Annotated in this window: 22 protein-coding genes and 1 tRNA gene; 7 read left to right on the top strand and 16 right to left on the bottom strand. The window is 58.1% G+C overall.

Annotated elements, in window-relative coordinates; translation table 11 throughout:
* Positions 1 to 670: 670 nt before the first annotated feature.
* From SIB83_RS04455 to psbB, 10 genes are all read right to left on the bottom strand, one after another.
* Positions 671 to 1768 carry a hypothetical protein gene (locus tag SIB83_RS04455; protein ID WP_413746905.1) on the bottom strand — a complete coding sequence of 366 codons (1098 nt, stop codon included), beginning with the start codon at positions 1766 to 1768 and terminating at the stop codon, positions 671 to 673.
* Positions 1769 to 1897: 129 nt separating this feature from the next.
* A complete protein-coding gene (locus SIB83_RS04450) occupies positions 1898 to 2542 on the bottom strand; it encodes a ComF family protein (RefSeq protein ID WP_413746904.1) in 645 nt (214 codons plus the stop codon).
* 21 nt (positions 2543 to 2563) lie between these two features.
* On the bottom strand, positions 2564 to 2851 hold the full coding sequence (locus SIB83_RS04445) for a DUF2470 domain-containing protein (RefSeq protein WP_413746903.1): 288 nt from the start codon (positions 2849 to 2851) through the stop codon (positions 2564 to 2566).
* 148 nt (positions 2852 to 2999) lie between these two features.
* Positions 3000 to 4289 (bottom strand): FGGY-family carbohydrate kinase, encoded by a 1290-nt coding sequence (locus SIB83_RS04440; RefSeq protein ID WP_413746902.1) that lies wholly within the window; start codon positions 4287 to 4289, stop codon positions 3000 to 3002.
* A gap of 4 nt (positions 4290 to 4293) precedes the next feature.
* The gene (gene metK / locus SIB83_RS04435; protein WP_413406085.1) at positions 4294 to 5520 is read right to left on the bottom strand and encodes a methionine adenosyltransferase; all 1227 of its coding nucleotides are present in this window, start codon (positions 5518 to 5520) and stop codon (positions 4294 to 4296) included.
* 40 nt (positions 5521 to 5560) lie between these two features.
* Complete coding sequence (locus SIB83_RS04430; protein ID WP_413746901.1) at positions 5561 to 6358, bottom strand: HAD family hydrolase; 798 nt, start codon at positions 6356 to 6358, stop codon at positions 5561 to 5563.
* Between the two features lie 13 nt (positions 6359 to 6371).
* Entirely contained in the window at positions 6372 to 7478 is a 1107-nt protein-coding gene (locus SIB83_RS04425; RefSeq protein WP_413746900.1) for a 30S ribosomal protein S1, read from the bottom strand.
* A 101-nt stretch (positions 7479 to 7579) separates the two neighbouring features.
* Positions 7580 to 8056 (bottom strand): transcriptional regulator NrdR, encoded by a 477-nt coding sequence (gene nrdR, locus SIB83_RS04420; protein WP_413746899.1) that lies wholly within the window; start codon positions 8054 to 8056, stop codon positions 7580 to 7582.
* A 116-nt stretch (positions 8057 to 8172) separates the two neighbouring features.
* Positions 8173 to 8268, bottom strand: a complete 96-nt coding sequence (locus tag SIB83_RS04415) for a photosystem II reaction center protein T (RefSeq protein ID WP_006042122.1) — start codon at positions 8266 to 8268, stop codon at positions 8173 to 8175.
* 20 nt (positions 8269 to 8288) lie between these two features.
* Positions 8289 to 9848 (bottom strand): photosystem II chlorophyll-binding protein CP47, encoded by a 1560-nt coding sequence (gene psbB / locus SIB83_RS04410; RefSeq protein ID WP_413403806.1) that lies wholly within the window; start codon positions 9846 to 9848, stop codon positions 8289 to 8291.
* Here psbB and SIB83_RS04405 point away from each other — a divergent pair.
* A complete protein-coding gene (locus tag SIB83_RS04405) occupies positions 9847 to 10605 on the top strand; it encodes a 2Fe-2S iron-sulfur cluster-binding protein (protein WP_413746898.1) in 759 nt (252 codons plus the stop codon). The genes psbB and SIB83_RS04405 overlap by 2 nt on opposite strands.
* Positions 10606 to 10663: 58 nt before the next feature.
* On the top strand, positions 10664 to 10768 hold the full coding sequence (psbM, locus tag SIB83_RS04400) for a photosystem II reaction center protein PsbM (protein WP_006042119.1): 105 nt from the start codon (positions 10664 to 10666) through the stop codon (positions 10766 to 10768).
* 32 nt (positions 10769 to 10800) lie between these two features.
* On the opposite strand, the gene SIB83_RS04395 is transcribed toward psbM, so the two are convergent.
* Complete coding sequence (locus tag SIB83_RS04395; protein WP_413746897.1) at positions 10801 to 11649, bottom strand: universal stress protein; 849 nt, start codon at positions 11647 to 11649, stop codon at positions 10801 to 10803.
* 54 nt (positions 11650 to 11703) lie between these two features.
* Between SIB83_RS04395 and SIB83_RS04390 the strand changes: the two genes are divergently transcribed.
* From SIB83_RS04390 to SIB83_RS04370, 5 genes are all read left to right on the top strand, one after another.
* Positions 11704 to 12153, top strand: a complete 450-nt coding sequence (locus tag SIB83_RS04390; RefSeq protein ID WP_413406083.1) for an acyl-CoA thioesterase — start codon at positions 11704 to 11706, stop codon at positions 12151 to 12153.
* An 88-nt stretch (positions 12154 to 12241) separates the two neighbouring features.
* Positions 12242 to 13288, top strand: coding sequence for a DNA-processing protein DprA (locus tag SIB83_RS04385; protein WP_413746896.1), 1047 nt, complete (start codon positions 12242 to 12244; stop codon positions 13286 to 13288).
* A gap of 9 nt (positions 13289 to 13297) precedes the next feature.
* On the top strand, positions 13298 to 14221 hold the full coding sequence (gene prmC / locus SIB83_RS04380; protein ID WP_413746895.1) for a peptide chain release factor N(5)-glutamine methyltransferase: 924 nt from the start codon (positions 13298 to 13300) through the stop codon (positions 14219 to 14221).
* Positions 14218 to 14835, top strand: a complete 618-nt coding sequence (locus tag SIB83_RS04375; protein ID WP_413403801.1) for an L-threonylcarbamoyladenylate synthase — start codon at positions 14218 to 14220, stop codon at positions 14833 to 14835. Before prmC ends, SIB83_RS04375 begins: the two co-directional genes overlap by 4 nt.
* A complete protein-coding gene (locus SIB83_RS04370; protein ID WP_413403800.1) occupies positions 14823 to 14996 on the top strand; it encodes a hypothetical protein in 174 nt (57 codons plus the stop codon). Before SIB83_RS04375 ends, SIB83_RS04370 begins: the two co-directional genes overlap by 13 nt.
* A gap of 29 nt (positions 14997 to 15025) precedes the next feature.
* Here SIB83_RS04370 and SIB83_RS04365 read toward each other — a convergent pair.
* The 5 genes from SIB83_RS04365 to minC form a co-directional block, all read right to left on the bottom strand.
* Positions 15026 to 15097, bottom strand: a tRNA-Thr gene (locus SIB83_RS04365).
* Complete coding sequence (locus tag SIB83_RS04360) at positions 15088 to 15330, bottom strand: response regulator transcription factor (protein ID WP_413746894.1); 243 nt, start codon at positions 15328 to 15330, stop codon at positions 15088 to 15090. Before SIB83_RS04360 ends, SIB83_RS04365 begins: the two co-directional genes overlap by 10 nt.
* A gap of 50 nt (positions 15331 to 15380) precedes the next feature.
* Entirely contained in the window at positions 15381 to 15659 is a 279-nt protein-coding gene (minE, locus tag SIB83_RS04355; protein ID WP_413403798.1) for a cell division topological specificity factor MinE, read from the bottom strand.
* 5 nt (positions 15660 to 15664) lie between these two features.
* On the bottom strand, positions 15665 to 16480 hold the full coding sequence (gene minD / locus SIB83_RS04350; protein ID WP_413403797.1) for a septum site-determining protein MinD: 816 nt from the start codon (positions 16478 to 16480) through the stop codon (positions 15665 to 15667).
* Between the two features lie 62 nt (positions 16481 to 16542).
* Positions 16543 to 17223 carry a septum site-determining protein MinC gene (gene minC, locus SIB83_RS04345; protein WP_413403796.1) on the bottom strand — a complete coding sequence of 227 codons (681 nt, stop codon included), beginning with the start codon at positions 17221 to 17223 and terminating at the stop codon, positions 16543 to 16545.
* Positions 17224 to 17233: the final 10 nt, after the last annotated feature.

Genomic DNA, 17233 nt, shown 5'->3' with positions numbered 1-17233 from the left:
CTTTTGCGCGGCCGCAAATTGGGCACGGATTTTTCCTTGATGACTTGGTGTCTGGTGTTGCGCGGCGGTCGAGGGTCATCATCAGAGCCACCACATGAGGAAGGCTTCATGACGCTGCTGTTCGGATTTGACCAACAGCTGATCAACTCGCCTTGAACTGTTCAGATCCCAAACCGGGAATCTCTCATCAACCAAGCTGCCGGCGTCATGAAGTAGTTGATGCCATTTCGGGGCTGGAATCTTTCGCTTCATGGTTTTCGGGATGACTGAAAGATCGTTTCTTTCGACACGCCCTCAGCAGTGGTTGAGGAGTCTTCCCGTGCCCTAAACTGACCATGTCACGGATCAGTTTTGGATTCAGGAGGCTTCGTCGAAAGACGGGGCCTTTTTTTCAGCCTTTCGTTGCAATGGCTGACTCCAGTTTAGGAACCCATCCAAATTGCCTTTTTCCACAATGCGGCAGAAGCCTTACAGGCACTAGCGGTGAGTGGCTAGATGTTGAGTTTGATACTGGTCGAAAAGCCTTTTTTATCGTGATCGACCTTCGATGCTGGCAGGACGCTGCCGCGCTAATCCTGAAGAGATTTCTGGACTCGAAGGCTGTGCTGCGTGCATTTAGGCGTGCAGGTTTGCCTTATCCAATCAGTGAAACTAGGGCGACCACGCTTAGCTAATCCTGGTCGCAAAGTTTCTGTTTGATCCCTTCCGGTGCTGGGGTTGGCTGAAAAATTAGCCTCGCTTTGTTGCGTCGATTGCTCCCGCAATCGTTCAGGTATCCGGGCCTGAATCTGATCAGTTGCTTGTTGTCTGAAGAGTGTCGATTGATCTCGCGAATTAAATCGGTGTGGTCTCGATCACGTAGCTGATCGCGAAGTTCTTCGATCACATCGCGTTGGATTTTCGTCGGGAAGCTGCTGATCGCTTTCCAGATGTGTCTCCAGTGGCCAGTGACCCACTTCTGGGCTGCGTGTTTCGCCTCCAGAAACTCATGGGCTTTGGCTTCCATCTGCCGGATCCGGTGTCGATGTTCGTCTGTCGGTTGCGGCTGTGAAGGCTGTGATCGAGGGAAATCTGGCGCATTTGCTCTTGCCTCGTCATGGCACCTCCGAAGTGCAGCGGTCTGAGCGTCAGACAACCCACTTCCTTCCGTTCCCGGCTGTTTGGCTGCTGGGGCTGTTGTGGCGCCCTGGCGCTCTTCGGCCCGGCTTGCCGGGGCCTCTGGTGAATACGTGGATGAAGAAGCGTTGGATGTCATAGAAGATGCAGGGGTTTTCCTTGCATCCCTTGAGGGGGTTTTCCCTGCTTCGATGGTTGGTTTTTGGTTGAACTGAGGATCGTTCTCCACATCCAAGCCAAGCCCTTTCAGGCGGGTGATGAGCTGCTTTGTGTCATGCCCGTGCTCTGCCAGGACCGGCAGCGGTACGCCAAACAAAAACAGTGCAGCAGGCCCAAAAGTGAAGGTACTGGTTCGGTTGCATAGGGCTCCCCCCTGGCTGGATTTGAACCGATGCGCTCGTGGAATTCCGAGGGGTTCAATTGAGATCCAGAGGTCTTGCGCGAGCTTCCTCAAGGTGTTGCCGACGTTGCCGGGGTCAGTCAGCCCTGCTTTATCGGCCAGTTGCTCGCGGGTGTTGTAGACGCGATGTGTGCCGCTGTCGTCTTGAAAGCCCTGATCAGGCCATGACAGGTAATTAGCCAACAGCTGAAAGATCCTTCGATTGCCGCAGCCGGTGATAAGTGGCAGGACATGGGCCTTGAAGCTGGCCATGAGTTCTTCCCCGTCAGGAAGTAGGGGCTGCCCGTGAATGAGCACTGATTGATGGCTGCCTTTGAGCAGCGGTCCGGAGTTGACCAGATCCCGGAACCCCGTTAAAAAGACGTCGCTAGTGCTGTCTCTTTAACGGAGTTCGGCTGACGCCCAGGAGACCGTTGGTAGCGGTTTTCTGGGTTTCTCTGTGTCAGCTGGAGAGAACTGGCTGCCCGTGGTGACGATGTCATCCACCAGCCAGACCTCCTCGTTCGGAGGCGTTGCTCCGGGATGCATCGGCTCCTGCGTCGATGAAGGCCGCAGCCCGAAGCTGTTGCACTGATTGCTGACTCTCTGCCTGCGATTGAGTCGGTGCTGGCCAACCGTGGGCCGGCACCTCTGCAGAAGTTGCATTGATTGACGCTCCAGGCAGCGACACATCAGTTCCGGCAGCGGATTGGCTCTGTTTCTCGATTTCCACCCGGGGATCGGCACCAGCAGGATTTGTCGTGGCAGGTCAAGTTGGAGGACCGTGCAGAGTGCCCGCAGCGCATTGAAGTTCTGATCGCGCCGCAGCGACAGGATCAAACCGCGCATGTCGCCCACGTACCAGGAGGCTGCGCGCCAGGGCAGTGGGCTCGTTCCCTTGAGTGCGGCCTCCGCGAGACCGAACCGACGTCGGCAGGCCTCACACAGATCAGGCTGGTCCTTTTCCCGCTGGGTCCGCCGCTTGCAGATCGCACAGCTCGGTTCGAGCAGCAGCTCCTTCAGACAATTCCGGATGGATGTCAGCAAAAGGCACTTCTGCAGCTGAATTCAGGGTTCCCCTTGTTCAGCCCCGGCAGGCATGGTCCGCAGCATGCCCACGAGCGTTCGATGTGCGTCCTCGCTGTCGGTAAGGGTGTGATCAAACGGAATGCTGACGGTCTCGCCATTCACCTCAAGGGTCATGGCTTCCGCGGTGACTCCCGTCATCGTGGCTGCCGTTGCTGATGTCAGCCCTCCGTAATGGTGGGCGTAGCGAAGCACCGCATCACTGTGGTCGTCATTCATGTGACGACAGATGCGATCGCTGATGGCTGGAGTGAGGGGATCTGCGGCCATGGGAAAGATGCAGGAATGAGGGGAGCGAAATCAGCTAAAGCGCTGCCAGAGCAGCAGGGCCAGTCGAAAACCGCTGTACCCCACGTATCCGGCCAACACGACGAACAGCCCGATGGCGAGCGCGTCACGGAGTCTGTTTGCCAAAGGCTCATGGAAGCTCAGTCGATTCTCTCCCGGAATGGCTGATTTGATCATGCTGATGTTGCAGAGCGGTGAGTGCGAGTCGTGCCACCCCCGCAGCGGGTGGGCTGTAACAACTTCGGATCGGTATGCCGAGCAATCGTTGCCGCAAGCGCCGCCATTGGGGGTTGCCTGCGCCCCCACCAAGGGTGACCAGGCGTTTCGGAGCAGGGGCTCCAAGTTCAGTGAGCCTCGTCCAGCCATGGCGTTCGATGTGGCTGAGGCCCTCCAGAAGCCCATGCAGATAGAGAGCATCGCTGACTGGCCGAGGCGTCAGGATCGGTTCAAGATCAGGGTCATCCACGGGAAAGCGCTCACCTTTGCCGCTCAAGGGCAGCAGTTTCAGCCCACTCTCCTGGTCGGGATCGATCTGCCGGCTCAGTTCCTCGAGGTCTATGCCCGGGAAGCACTCGCGCAATACAGCACCGCCACTGTTGGAGGCCCCGCCTGCAAGCCAGCGGCCACCCACACGGTGGCTGGAGGTCCCTGCACCAGTTCGCAAAGGGATGTTGGTGAAGCGTTTGAGCACGAGCGTGCTTCCCAGCACGGTGATGCCCTCATCGTCGGCGGCATCGGCGGTGAGCACTGCCGCATTGGCATCTGTTGTTCCTGCGATCACCAGCAGATCTTCAGGTAACCCCAGCTGTTTTGATCGGGCCCCGTCCATGATTCCGAGCCTTGAACCGCTCGCTCGGATCTCCGGCAAGGCCTCTCTCCAGGCCGCTGGCTCAAAGGCATTGGGCCATCGCTGATCGGTGAGTGACCAGCCCAGACGAAGGTTGTTGCCTTCTTCTCCAAATCTCCAGTCATCCATCAGCCAGCCAGCGATCCAGTCCGCCTGGTGACGAAGAATCAGCGGCTGTGGGTGCTGGTGCAGCAGCCTCAGTGCTCGGGCCAAGCTGCCACTGGCACTCGATGCCGGCTGGCCTGGCTCCACCAGCTCCCTCACCTGCTTGAGCTGTTCCGGGCAGGCCACGTTGTAGGGCAAAGCCTTCCCAAGGGGAGTGCCCTCTGGATCGCAGGCCAGCAGTGTCCCTGAGGTTCCATCGACAGCCACACCCCTGAGCTTGCAGCGAAACGGCTTCGGTATGCCTTTGATCAGTTGGATGCAGCTTTTCAGCCAGTCATCCGGATCAGCCAGGCCTCGCTCGTAGCTGGTGGAATCCGTGTAGACAAGTTCCCTTTGTTCATTGAGAACCGCGATACGCACTCCACTGGTGCCCAGATCGATTCCGAGCGCCAGTGAATCGTGCATCAATGGATCAGGCGTTGCGCAGTTCAGCCGCCTTGGCGTCGACGTTTTCCCAGGGAGCCTTCAGATCGTTGCGGCCGAAGTGTCCATAGGCAGCTGTGTCCTGATAGAAGCGTCCGCCGCGTTGCTGAGGCAGATTGCGCAGTCCGAAGTTTTCGATGATGGCTCCTGGGCGCAGGTCGAAATGCTCCCGAACCAGGTTGGTCAGAGCATCGTTGGCCAACTGGCTTGTTCCGAAGGATTCGACCAGGATCGACACCGGCTTGGCAACCCCGATGGCATAGCTCAACTGCACTTCGGCTCTTTCAGCCAGGCCTGCTGCCACGAGGCATTTCGCAACGTAACGGGCTGCATAGGCTGCTGAGCGGTCGACTTTGGTGGGGTCTTTGCCTGAGAAGGCGCCTCCGCCATGACGGGCATAACCGCCGTAGGTATCCACGATGATTTTGCGACCGGTCAGTCCGGCATCACCCTGCGGTCCACCCACCACAAATTTTCCTGTTGGGTTCACGAGATATTTGGTCGCTTCCCGGCTTGGTTTGAGTGCCAGGTCGGCTGTTGCCGGTTCCACCACATGGGTCCAGAGGTCCTCCGTGATGCGCTCGCGGATGCCCTGCTCGTCACTGATGCCCCCCACTTCCGCGGTGTGCTGGGTGGAGATCAGGATCGTGTCGATCGCAACGGGCTTGTTGTTGTCGTAAACCACGCTCACCTGTGTTTTCCCATCAGGCAGGAGGTAGTCGAGTGTCCCGTTGTGACGCACTTCCGCCAGCCGTCTTGCCAGGCGATGAGCCAGGCTGATGGGCAGAGGCATCAGCTCAGGTGTCTCGTTGCACGCGTAGCCGAACATGATTCCCTGATCACCGGCGCCAACCAGATCCAGGGGATCTCCGGCGTGGTCATCGGCTTCATTCACACCTTGAGCGATGTCCGGCGACTGCTGGTCGAGGGCGACCAGGACGGCACAGCTGTTGGCATCAAAGCCACCGGCGCGGGCGCCGCTGTAGCCGATTTCCTTGATCACATTGCGAACAAGGTGGATGAAGTCCACCTGCGCTTTGGAGGTAACTTCGCCTGTGATCATGCAAAGGCCTGTGTTCACCACTGTTTCGCAGGCCACACGGCTGGACGGGTCCTGCGCCAGAAGAGCGTCAAGCACGGCATCACTGACCTGATCGCAGATCTTGTCCGGATGCCCCTCCGTGACTGATTCGGAGGTGAAGACGTATCGACTCATAACCATCGGTGATTGGTCGGGACTTTACGAGGTCGTCTTCTTAAGCCCTTGTCATTGCCTCTGTGATCGCGGTCAGTTCGCTCCAGTGATTGATCAAATGTTCATGGGCGGTGAGCTTCGGCAAGCGATGCCATCCCGCCACATAGCCAAGGGTCAGACCGATCCCTGCCTGTCGTGCCATCAACAGATCTGTGTCGGCATCTCCGATCAATGCACAATCCTCCGCTTTCAGCTCCAGCTGTGAGCAGAGTCCGTGGACAGCATCCGGATCGGGTTTGGCAGGGAGATGATCAGCACTCCAGAGTCCGCTGACGCAGTCGTTGAGTTGGTGCTGATCGAGAAAGTTCTGAATGCCCTCTGTTGTGTCATTACTGATGACGGCGCAGATGATTCCAGCTCCGGACAGCTCTTTCAGAAGACGTGCTGCATCGGGTAACAATCCAATCGGGTATCCGCCTGGATACAGCGTTTCTCTGTCGCTATCCACCTGATCGAACACCTCCTGAGCCAGAACCAGTGATTGGGGCCAGCTCAGATTCATCTGGCAGAACACCGTCGCAGTGCTCAGCAGGTTGTGATGTCTTGATGCCACAGCCAGTGTTCCGTCGGGAATGACCCCGTCAAGAGAACGGCCGTAGGTTCTCTCCAGCAGGTCATGCAGTTCCCGAAGCCTGAGGGCTGAGGCGCCTCTCGATCTGAACCGTCGCTCTGCCTCCTCAATTCTGGCGTCAGCCAGTTCGATCAAACGTGGTTCGCTGTAGGAAAGGGTGCCGTCCTTGTCGAACAGCACCCCCTGAACTGGACCGAGCAGACGGTCTTTGAGTTTGAGATGAGCCATCGGCTCGTGTTCCTCAGATCATCATTGAACCCAGGGGCTCTTCGCCTTCCTCGGCCTGCTCCAGCAACATCTGCTTGTAGCGAGCTGCCATTTCCTCGGCCTTGTCGAACACCTTCTGAGGATCCGTGAGCATGTCGCCAGGTTCCGGTTCCAGTGCCTTGGTGGAGAGAGAGATCCGGCCTCTCTCGGCGTCGAGATCAATGATCATCACCTTCATCTGATCATTCACATTCAGCACCGAGTGAGGCGTTTCGATGTGTTCGTGACTGATTTCCGAGATGTGGAGCAGACCGCTGACACCGCCGATGTCGATGAAGGCTCCATAGGGCTTGATGCCGCGCACGGTGCCAACAACAACCTCACCCACTTCGAGGCGATTCATCTTGCGTTCCACAAGAGCACGCCTGTGGCTCAGCACCAGACGATTGCGTTCCTCGTCAACCTCCAGGAATTTGAGGGGGAGGAAGTCAGCTACAAGCTCCTCTTTGGGTTTGCGTGTACTGATGTGGGAGCCAGGAATGAATCCGCGCAGGCCCTCCACCCTGACCAGTGCACCGCCTCTGTTGGTGGCAAACACCTCGGAATAAATGGTGGCGTCTTCTTTCTGCAGCTGACGGACACGTTCCCAGGCTCTCTGATATTCGATGCGCCGGATAGAGAGTGAGAGCTGTCCGTCTTCGTTCTCCTCGCTCATGATGAAGAACTCCCGGATCTCACCGGGTTGAAGCACGTCGCTCAGTCCCTCGACGCGATTGATCGAAACCTCCTGAAGAGGCATGAATGCCGCGGTCTTTGCACCGATATCGATCATGGCGCCCTTCGATTCCAGGGCGAATACTGTGCCGTTGACAATGTCGCCGGGCTTGAAGTTGTAGTCGTACTTACTCAGTAAGGCTGCGAATTCATCCAGCGTGAATCCGGCGTTGTCCATGTCCCTGCTGGCTGCCCGACTGCTGGGGTCGTCAGCAGTGGGAATGTCTTCGGGAATGCCGAGATCTTCATCGGTACCGAAATCGGCTTGATCAGATGATCCTTCAGCCACTGCTTCGGTTGAGGATGTGACCGCTTCTGCGGTGTCTATTGCCGATTCCTGTGAAGGATCTGTGGGCGTGACAGTCATGGAACGTTGGCGGTCTGCCTCTGGGACAGAGCGATGGGATCTGAAACAGGCCCGCCGACCCGAATCAGGCAATTGCTGAGTCTACAGATCAGCGATCAAGCTCAGATCACTGCTGTCAGTTCCGCCTTGGTCGCATTGATGCCTTCCAGGGTGGCCACAAAATCGCTCACCCCGCTGAACTGGCGATACACCGATGCAAAACGGATATAAGCAACTTCGCTGAGCAGTTTCAGTTTTTCGAGCACCAGCTCACCGATGTCGCTGCTGGAGACTTCACGTCCACTGCGTTGTTGAAGACTGAGTTCAAGCTCTTCAACCATTGTCTCAAGACGTTCTGGCGGAATACCAGTTTTCTCGCAGGCTCTGCTCAAGCCGTGAAGCAATTTGCTCCGACTGAAAGTTTCACGATTTCCGTTTCGCTTGATCACTGTGATTGGAACGGTTTCAACACGTTCGTAGGTGGTGAAACGAAATTCGCAATTGAGGCACTCTCGGCGACGACGCACGCTCCTGCCACCATCGGCGGCTCTTGATTCGAGCACCCGGCTGTCTGTGTTCTGGCAGGAGGGGCACTGCACGCCCTTTTAATTACGTAGATGTATGAATTGTAAGGCTCGCGTCCACCCATGACATCAGTGGGGCGAATTCACGTTTTAGACATAAAAAAAGCCCCACTGAAAGCGGGGCTGGATGATCACTTGCCGATCTTCGGAGGATCGCGGAATGCAATTGCGAAGAAGAGAGTTGCGATCGCAAGGGTGAGGATGAGGATGTAAGCGAAGCTTTCCATCGGTTATCTCCTAGGACTGGTCAACTGAGCGGTGTGCCTGCAGGGGGCACGTAACCCTCTGGTAGTCGGCGGGTGGAGCGGTCTCCAAGTTTCTGGAAGAGACCGAATTCAACCTGTTCTCCGAGATCGGGATCGATACCGGCGAACACATCGCGGTACAGCGTTCGGGCTCCGTGCCAGATGTGGCCGAAGAAGAATAGCAACGCGAAGGTGGCGTGACCGAACGTGAACCAGCCTCTGGGCGAACTGCGGAACACACCGTCGGAGTTGTAGGTCTCGCGATCGAATTCGAAAGCCTCTCCCAGCTGTGCTTTTCGGGCCAGACGCTTCACATCTGCAGGGTCAGTGAAGGTTTGACCGTCGAGCGCTCCGCCGAAAACAGTGGCTGTAACACCTTGCTGTTCAAAGGAGTACTTCGCTTCAGCACGACGGAAGGGAATGTCAGCTCTCACAACGCCGTCGGAATCTTCAAGAATCACAGGGAAGTTCTCGAAGAAGTTGGGAAGGCGACGAACCTGAAGATCACGTCCATCCTTGTCTGTGAAAGAAATGTGTCCCAACCAACCTGTCGGCAGGCCGTCACCATTCACCATGGGGCCGACGCGGAACAGACCACCTTTGGCAGGGCTGTTACCGACATAGTCGTAGAAGGCCAGCTTTTCGGGAATCGAGGCATAGGCCTCAGACTCGGTTTGCCCCTGATCCATTGCCGTTTGTACGCGGCGATTGATCTCGGTTTTGAAGTAGCTCTGGTCCCATTGATATCGGGTTGGACCGAACAGCTCGATTGGTGTTGCAGCAGCTCCGTACCACATCGTTCCGGCAACAATGAAAGCTGCGAAAAACACAGCGGCAATTGCGCTGGCCAGAACCGTTTCGATGTTTCCCATCCTCAGAGCCTTGTAAAGGCGTTCCGGCGGGCGGGTGGTGATGTGGAAAATACCGGCAATGATCCCGACGATTCCAGCCGCAATGTGGTGGGCGACGATTCCGCCGGGATTGAACGGGTTGAAGCCCTCCGGTCCCCAGGACGGTTGTACCGGCTCGAGGTGTCCGGTGATTCCGTAAGGATCAGAAATCCACATTCCTGGTCCGAAGACACCTGTGAGATGGAAAGCTCCGAACCCGAAGCAGCCGAGGCCGGCCAGGAGAAGGTGGATGCCGAAAATCTTGGGAAGGTCGAGAGCCGGCTCACCGGTGCGGGGGTCCTGCCAGATTTCAAGATCCCAGAATGTCCAGTGCCAGATGGCGGCCAGCATGAGCAAGCCACTGAACACGATGTGAGCAGCCGCGACACCTTCGAAGCTCCAGAAGCCAGGGTCAACCCCCGTCGCTCCTGTAATGCTCCAACCTCCCCAGCTGTCCGTCACGCCCAGTCGGGCCATGAAGGGCATCACGAACATGCCCTGACGCCACATCGGGTTCAGGACAGGGTCGGAGGGGTCGAAGATGGCAAGTTCATAAAGAGCCATCGAGCCGGCCCAGCCGGCGACGAGGGCAGTGTGCATGAGGTGCACGGCCAGAAGACGGCCTGGGTCGTTAATAACGACGGTGTGCACCCGATACCAGGGCAATCCCATGGGTCAGGTTCGGGGGAACGGAGCTGCCAATGCAGCCAGACCCGGCGATCGTAGGCCGTTCACTTCGATGGACGCGTCAGCCTGTCGTGAGCCGAAACGTGAATTGATGCTCACCTGGGTGATCGAAATTCTCGTTACCGCCGGTTTCCTGGGTTTGCTTCTCTTTGAGGATATCTGTGGCCAAGGGGTTACAAAACGCAACCTGAGGCTCGTAATGTCGGTGTTCCGGCGTGTCGCAGCGCCTTTCTCAGAGCGAGGTTCAATGCCTGTCATCCGTTTTGTGCGTGAGGGTCGGGATGTTGAGTGCTTTCCGGGCGAAAACCTTCGCGCTGTGGCCGTGAGGGAGGGAATTCAGCTCTATGGCTTAAGAGGCCAGCTCGGCAACTGTGGAGGCTGCGGTCAGTGCAGCACCTGCTTCGTCAGGGTTGAAGGTGAGGAGACCGCCGCCGCCATGAGTCCCAGAACAGCAGTGGAGGAAGCCAAGCTCAGGCGCAGGCCGGAGGGATGGCGTCTTGCTTGCCAATCACTGGTTGAGCAGTCGGTGGTGGTGGTGACGAAGCCGCAGAGTTCGATGCCAGATCAGGACAAACGTGTGGCCGCTGCCTTGGCAGCGCCTCTGCCCACGGGGCCGGTGGAATGGCCTGGGGCAGCCGCAGTGGAGGAGATTGATGATGCTGAGGCAGCCAGCGGCGCAACCACGCAGGCGCTGGAGGTGTCAGGTACAGGTGCGCCTGCAACGCCCGGTGAAGAGCGCTGATCGGTTCACGTCAAAGCTTTCCGGACGGTGATACGTTCCAGCAGGTTCTTGCACATCCATGGAAACCAACGATCTCGGCTTCGTGGCCAGCCTGCTGTTTGTTCTGGTGCCGACCGTCTTCCTAATCATCCTGTTCATTCAGACGAATAGCCGTGAAGGGTGATTTCCCTTTGCGGCTGTGGTGATCTTGAGTTGTCACCTCTGCTCGGGTTCTCTGACCAGCAGTACAGGGGCAGGCGCATGAACGCGGATGTAATCGCTCACTGATCCACCAAGCAGTTTGTCGAGATCAACCAGTCCCCTCGCTACCAAGGGACGACGATCCTGAGAGGCCAGCACGACCAGATCGGCGTTGACCTGCTCTGCCGCCAGGCACACTCCCTTGCCGATATCTGCATCGGTCACGTGCAGGGGTTTGAGTTCAACACCCAGTTTTCGAGCACGCTGTACGGCTCGCTCCAGGTAGCTGTCGCCTTTGCTGGTGGCTCCTCTGGATGGAGTCGGGTCCTGTCGCGCCACGTGAACGCCGGTCAGCTGTCCTCCAGGGATTTCGCTGACCATCTCGCAGGCCAGCTTGAGTGCGTCGTCGCCTACACCAGTGCCATCGATCGTGACCAGAACCCTGTTGATATGACGGATGTAAAGATCGTCTCTGACCAGCAACATCGGCCGCGTCGAAAGTTGGAAGACGTACTGGCTGGCGCTGTTGGACAGGATTGAGCGAAGCCTGCCAAGGCCTCGGGATCCCATCACGATCAGATCAACATTCAGCTCATCCGCCACATTGAGAACGGTCTGCTTGGCATCTCCCTGGCGGATGATCGAGTTCACGTCCTGCGGATTGAGACCCAGTTTTTCGACGGCCCCGGCGAGAAGACTGCCTGCGCTTTCCCAGTGCTGTTGCGTTGCTGCCATGGTCTGTTCAGGGACCACATGCAGCAGGTTGATCCTGGCTGCCTGGAAGGCCGGCAGATCGCGCAGCATGTTGATCATTTCACCGACATGGCCTTTGCCTGAATCGGCGATCAGAAGGTTCTTGAACACGGCGAGGTTTCAGCCTATGCAGCAGCCTATGGCCGATTGGAGTTCCCAGTTCAGATGCTGAATGAGAGCGTTACCAGGTCCCCCTGGCGTCTGGTCAAGCGAGTGCTTCCACAGCACACCGACCACGGAGGTGTGATGTGGCACGGCGCCTATGTGGGATGGCTTGAGGAGGCCCGTGTGGAGGCACTGTCGGCCACCGGATACCCGTACGAACAAGTGGCTTCAAGTGGCCTGGAAATGCCCGTTGTTCAGCTCCAGATCCGGTATCGCGAGGCACTGATGCTCGGGGATGAAGTGGAGCTGATCAGTGTTTCCGGTGGTTCCCGGGGTGTTCGCTGGCCCTGGTCAACCCGCTTCATGAAGGCCGGCATCTGTGTGGCTGAAGCCTCTGTGGAGCTTGCTCTGGTGAGGGTGCATCCGGTTCGGAGAGTTCTGCGTCATCCCCCTGAAGCGGTGGCGGAAGCATTGAGAGCCCTGGTCGAGGGACCAGGACATCCGCATTGATAGTATTTTTGTACTAGCGCAATGGATTGTGTCGGAGCGGGCCTGGCAATGGTTGTGGTTGCAGTGCCCAGGAATCGGTCCGGCGCGGATGCGACAGCTCTGTGCTGCTGCTGAGGCCTCTCAGGGTTTTCAGGAGCTTTGGGAATGGTCTCTCTCAAAGCTGCGCCAGGAATTCGGATGGCCGGCATCGGTGCTGTCTGCGCTTGAGCGCTATCGAGCAAGCCGCGGTCTGCAGCCTTGCCTCGACGTGCCCGTCGATGTGCTTTTGCCCTGTGACACTGAGTGGCCAGCTGGTTTTGACAGGCTGGAGCGTCCGCCTCTGTCGATTCAATGGCGTGGAAGTCGAAGCCTTCTGTCCTTGCTCTCATCGCAGCAAGCGGTCGCCGTGGTGGGTACAAGAAGGCCTTCCAACCACGGTCTTCGGATGGCAGACCATCTGAGTCGAATCCTCGCCGAGGCCCACTGGCCTGTGGTCAGTGGGCTTGCCGAGGGCATTGATGCAGCAGCTCATCGGGCCTGTCTTCAGGCTGGCGGCACTCCGGTTGCGGTTCTTGGAACACCCTTACATCGCGTTTATCCGCCTGAACATCGGAGTCTGCAGCAGGAGGTCGCGCAGGCCGGGCTGCTCATGACTGAGCTGCGCGATACAGAGAGGGTCACGCGATCCAGTTTCGCTCTGCGCAACCGCCTGCTTGTCGCTGTTACCAAAGCTGTTGTGGTGGTCGAATGTCCAGAGAACAGCGGGGCGCTGCGCTCGGCAGCGATGGCGCGCTCCCTAGGCATCCCCGTCTGGGTTGTTCCGGGTGATGCTCTGCGTGCTTCGGCTCACGGCAGCAATGCGCTGCTTGAGTCGGGAGCATTGCCGCTGACCAACGCTCAGGCTCTGATCGATCAACTTGGGGCAGGCCCGTGTATGTCCTTCGTGAGGGAAAGCACCACCACCATTTTGAAGTCCCAGAATTCTCCGCCTTGCCTGCAAAGGCGACTGATGAATCTGGTGGATAACGATTCCACATTCGATGAGATGGTGCAGGCACTGGAATCAACGCCTGAGTTTGTCGCTACAGAGCTTCTCAAACTTGAGCTGGCTGGCCTGGTGACTCCGCAGCCAGGCCTTCGTTGGCGTTCGCTCTAGGTTGATTCCATGGAGACAGCCTTGTGTTCAGGACAGGAATTGCTGGCCTGGCGTCGCCGACAGTTGCTTCGTGGTGGGCAGGCTGCTGATCTCGATTGGCTCCTGGCGATGGAAGGCAACCTGAGCTGGGCTGAACTTCAGCGGCTGCGAATCATGCCTGAGTCAACCGCTGCTCTGGACAGCACCCTCCTGGACCTGGAGAGTCTTTGGTCTCGGCATCTTCGCAATCACATTCCGCTTCAGCATCTCGTCGGACGCTGTCCGTGGCGTGACTTTGATCTTCAGATCAGCCCTGCCGCATTGATTCCTCGTCAGGAGACAGAGCTCCTGATTGATTTCGCCCTTGATTGCCTTCAAGACCATGACGAAGGAGGTTGTATCTCCACGGGGCTCTGGGCAGATCTTGGAACAGGCAGCGGAGCGCTGGCCGTCGCTCTGGCCCGTGCTCTTCCTGAATGGCATGGACATGCCGTGGATGCCAGCACGGCTGCTCTTGCATTGGCGCGGATCAACCTCAACAACCTGACGAAATCTGGGATCTGGCAGCTGCATCAAGGGTCTTGGTGGGATCCTCTCGCTCCCTGGTGGGGTCAGTTCGATCTGGTTGTTGCCAATCCTCCTTACATCCCCTCCCAGATCGTTGAAGCTCTCGACCCCCTTGTTAGAGACCATGAACCAAGGCTGGCACTTTGTGGCGGTGAGGATGGCCTGGAGAGCTGCAGAACGATCGTGGAGCGGGCTCCTCTGGCACTATCCCCGGGTGGGTGGCTGCTGCTTGAGCATCATCACGACCAGAGCGATCAGGTGCTGGGCCTGATGGGATCGGTCGGACTCGTGTCCTGTCAGCCCCGCAGTGATCTCAGAGGCGTCAAGCGTTTTGCCATCGGCAGACGCTCTCATGATGCAGAGGCAGTTCCTCGGTCTCTCCCATGACCCAGGACAAGCCCTCACTGATGTCAGCCAAGGCGTTGGCACAGCATCTCAGGGATGGTGGAGCAGCTCTGCTGCCCACGGATACCTTGCCGGCGCTTGCCGCTGCGCCTGCGCATGCGGCCCAGGTCTGGACCCTCAAGCAGCGGCCGCAGGACAAACCTCTGATCCTCATGGCGGCTGAGGCTGATCAATTGCTGGCTCTCACCCAAGAAGACGCCAGGAGTGATGCCCAACCACTGGCCCATCGCTTCTGGCCAGGCGCGCTCACTCTGGTGCTTCCTGTGGAAGGGCGCCTGACTCAGCACCTCAATCCTGGCCAAGGAACCCTGGGGATGCGCATTCCAGCATGTGATCTCACCCGTGACCTGTTGGTGCAGAGCGGTCCATTGGCCACAACGAGTGCCAATCTCTCGGGTGCGCCGCCATCTCAGAGCGCAGCGGAAGCCGCTGTCGCTTTCCCGGATCTGCCGCTGCTTGCACCTCTGCCCTGGCCTGATCCATCCGGTCTGGCGAGCACCGTGATTGCCTGGAGGTCACCCGGGTGCTGGCAACTCCTGCGCCAGGGCGCTGTGATGGTTGATGTGATTGAAAGGTCTCCCCCATGCTCTGGCTGATCGCGCTTGTGCTGGTGCTCCAGGCCCTCTTTCACTGGACGCTGGAACCGGCGATTCGATGGTTCACGCCCTTGTTTGAGCTGAGGCTGCTGCCATTGCTGCTTGGCTTGCTGGGCATCTGGTTGCTGGCTGGGCGCACTGACTCAGACAGAGCGCACTGAAACAGACGGATCTGATTTGAGTTCCTAGAAGCCGGCTGACGGATTTGAACCGACGACCTTCGCTTTACAAAAGCGCTGCTCTACCACTGAGCTAAGCCGGCAATATCGGAACTCTACCGGCGCACATCCGACCGTTCTCTCTGATCTGTTCAAACCACCAGAGGCATAGTTGCAGCCTGGAACGACAGCCTGTCTTTCCCAGAGACCTGCTGATATGACTTTCAACGGTGCGGACACTCAAAACAAGCGTTTCAGCAATGGCGCGATTGCTCATGCCCTGGAGCAGAAGATCGAGCACTGCAATCTCTGCTGGTGTGAGCTGAAAGTTCGTCATGGGTCGGGAGAAGTCCTGCTAATTGGGATTCCCCTTCATCCCACCAGGCGTCACTCCTGGGTGCTGGACGCCATCGAGCGTCGGATCGGCAGGTTGGCCACCAGTGCCGTCACACGATCTTCTGTCTCCAGGCTCACATCGCCTTCTTCGAGGTCAATGTCCACATATTTGGCAACGACTTCAAAGATTTCGCGTCGCATCTGATCAAGTGTTTCAGGGCTCAGGTCGCTGCGATCGTGAGCCAGCACCAGCTGCAGCCGTTCCCTTGCGGTGGTCGCACTGGCGGGTTGACGGCGCAGGATTTTGTCGAGCAAGTCTTGCAGAGTCATGGCATTCAGAAAATCTTGGTTTGCATCAGTCGGCGAACTGTGGCGCGAATCCCGCGTCGTCCGTCTTTCGCAGGGTCCATCAGAGGGATGTCCTCTCCCTGAAGACGACGGGCAATGTTGCCGTAAGCCCTGGCGGCAGGAGAGGCTGTGCCATTGAGAGTGAGCGGTTCGCCTCGGTTGGTGCTGACAATCACCTGCTCATCTTCGAGAACAAGACCCAGCAGAGGCAGAGCCAGGATGTCGGTGACGTCGTCAACCGCCAGCATCTCCTGGTTGACCATCATTTTGGGCCTGACCCTGTTCAGCACGAGCTGAACGGGTGAAACCCCATGGGTATTCAGCAATCCGATCACACGATCGGCATCTCTGACCGCCGATACCTCTGGAGTTGTAATCACAATCGCTTCCTTTGCAGCAGCGACTGCATTCTTGAAGCCGTCTTCGATTCCTGCGGGGCAATCGATCAGAACGTAGTCGAAACGTTCCGACAGCATTCCTGCAATGGTCTGCATATCTTCAGGTTTCAACCACTCGAGCATGCGTGGATTTCCCGCAGGCAGCAGTGCCAGATTCGGCTCCTGCTTGTGCTTCACCAGGGCCTGGTCCAAGCGGCAGGTTTCCGCGAGCACTTCCTGAGCAGTGAAGACGATGCGATTCTCGAGTCCAAGCAGCAGATCGAGATTTCTGAGGCCGAAGTCCGCATCCAGAACGACGGTGCGCGCCCCCTGCCCAGCCAGTGCGATGCCGAGATTGGCAGTGAGGGTGGTCTTGCCGACGCCGCCCTTTCCCGAGCAGATCAGGATCGTTCGCGAATTGGTCACGGGGTCCCGTTTTGATCGCGCCACCTTAATGGCATTGATTCGTCCCGTCCGCTCGTAAACGATCAGATCTGCTGAGGTAAGAAGGGGGGGCTGGCAGGCTCAATCGAGATGCCGCTGTCGAGAATCAAGGCCTGCTCCGCGAGACCGGGCTGGGGGCGTTCCTCTGGACCGCGCGCAACGAGTTCGGCGATCCTCAGCTGTAGTGGTCTCAGCTGCAGTGCCACGATCTTGGCGTTGCTGTTGCCCTTGCTGCCTGCGTGGGCCCGGCCTCGTAGGCGTCCCCAGACATAGATATCACCCTCGGCGGATGCAGATCCGCCTGGATTCACATCACCCACAATCAGCAGGTGTCCTCGGGTTTCAATGTGGTCACCCGACCGCAAGGTTCCCCGATGAACCGTGAGGTCAAGTGTGGTTTTGGCTGCATTCGGCTGATCATTGCCAGCTGCCCTGACTGGGATCTCCTGGCAGGCCTCCCGAACAGGCAAGCCCAGGGCAGCAGCACTGATCAACGTGTCGCGGCAGCCTGTGATCACCAGCTGAACACCGTGGCCAGCCTGATCCAAGGCATGCAGCAGCTCGTCCAGATCACGGCAGCTCAGACTCCAGTCTCCGATGTCCAGATCGAGGTCTCCCGGAGGTAGAGAGGGCAGCTTGCCCGGAAGCCACTGCTGCCAGGACACGGACCGGAATTCCGGCAGCCTGAGGCAGAAAGGAACCTGAAGTGCTGGTTCAGCGGTCATGGCCGAAGAG

The sequence above is a fragment of the Synechococcus sp. MIT S9507 genome (assembly GCF_047304715.1).
Lineage (GTDB): Bacteria > Cyanobacteriota > Cyanobacteriia > PCC-6307 > Cyanobiaceae > Synechococcus_C.
The sequence above is the reverse complement of the archived record's forward strand: the minus strand, read 5'-3'. Positions and strand labels throughout refer to the sequence as shown.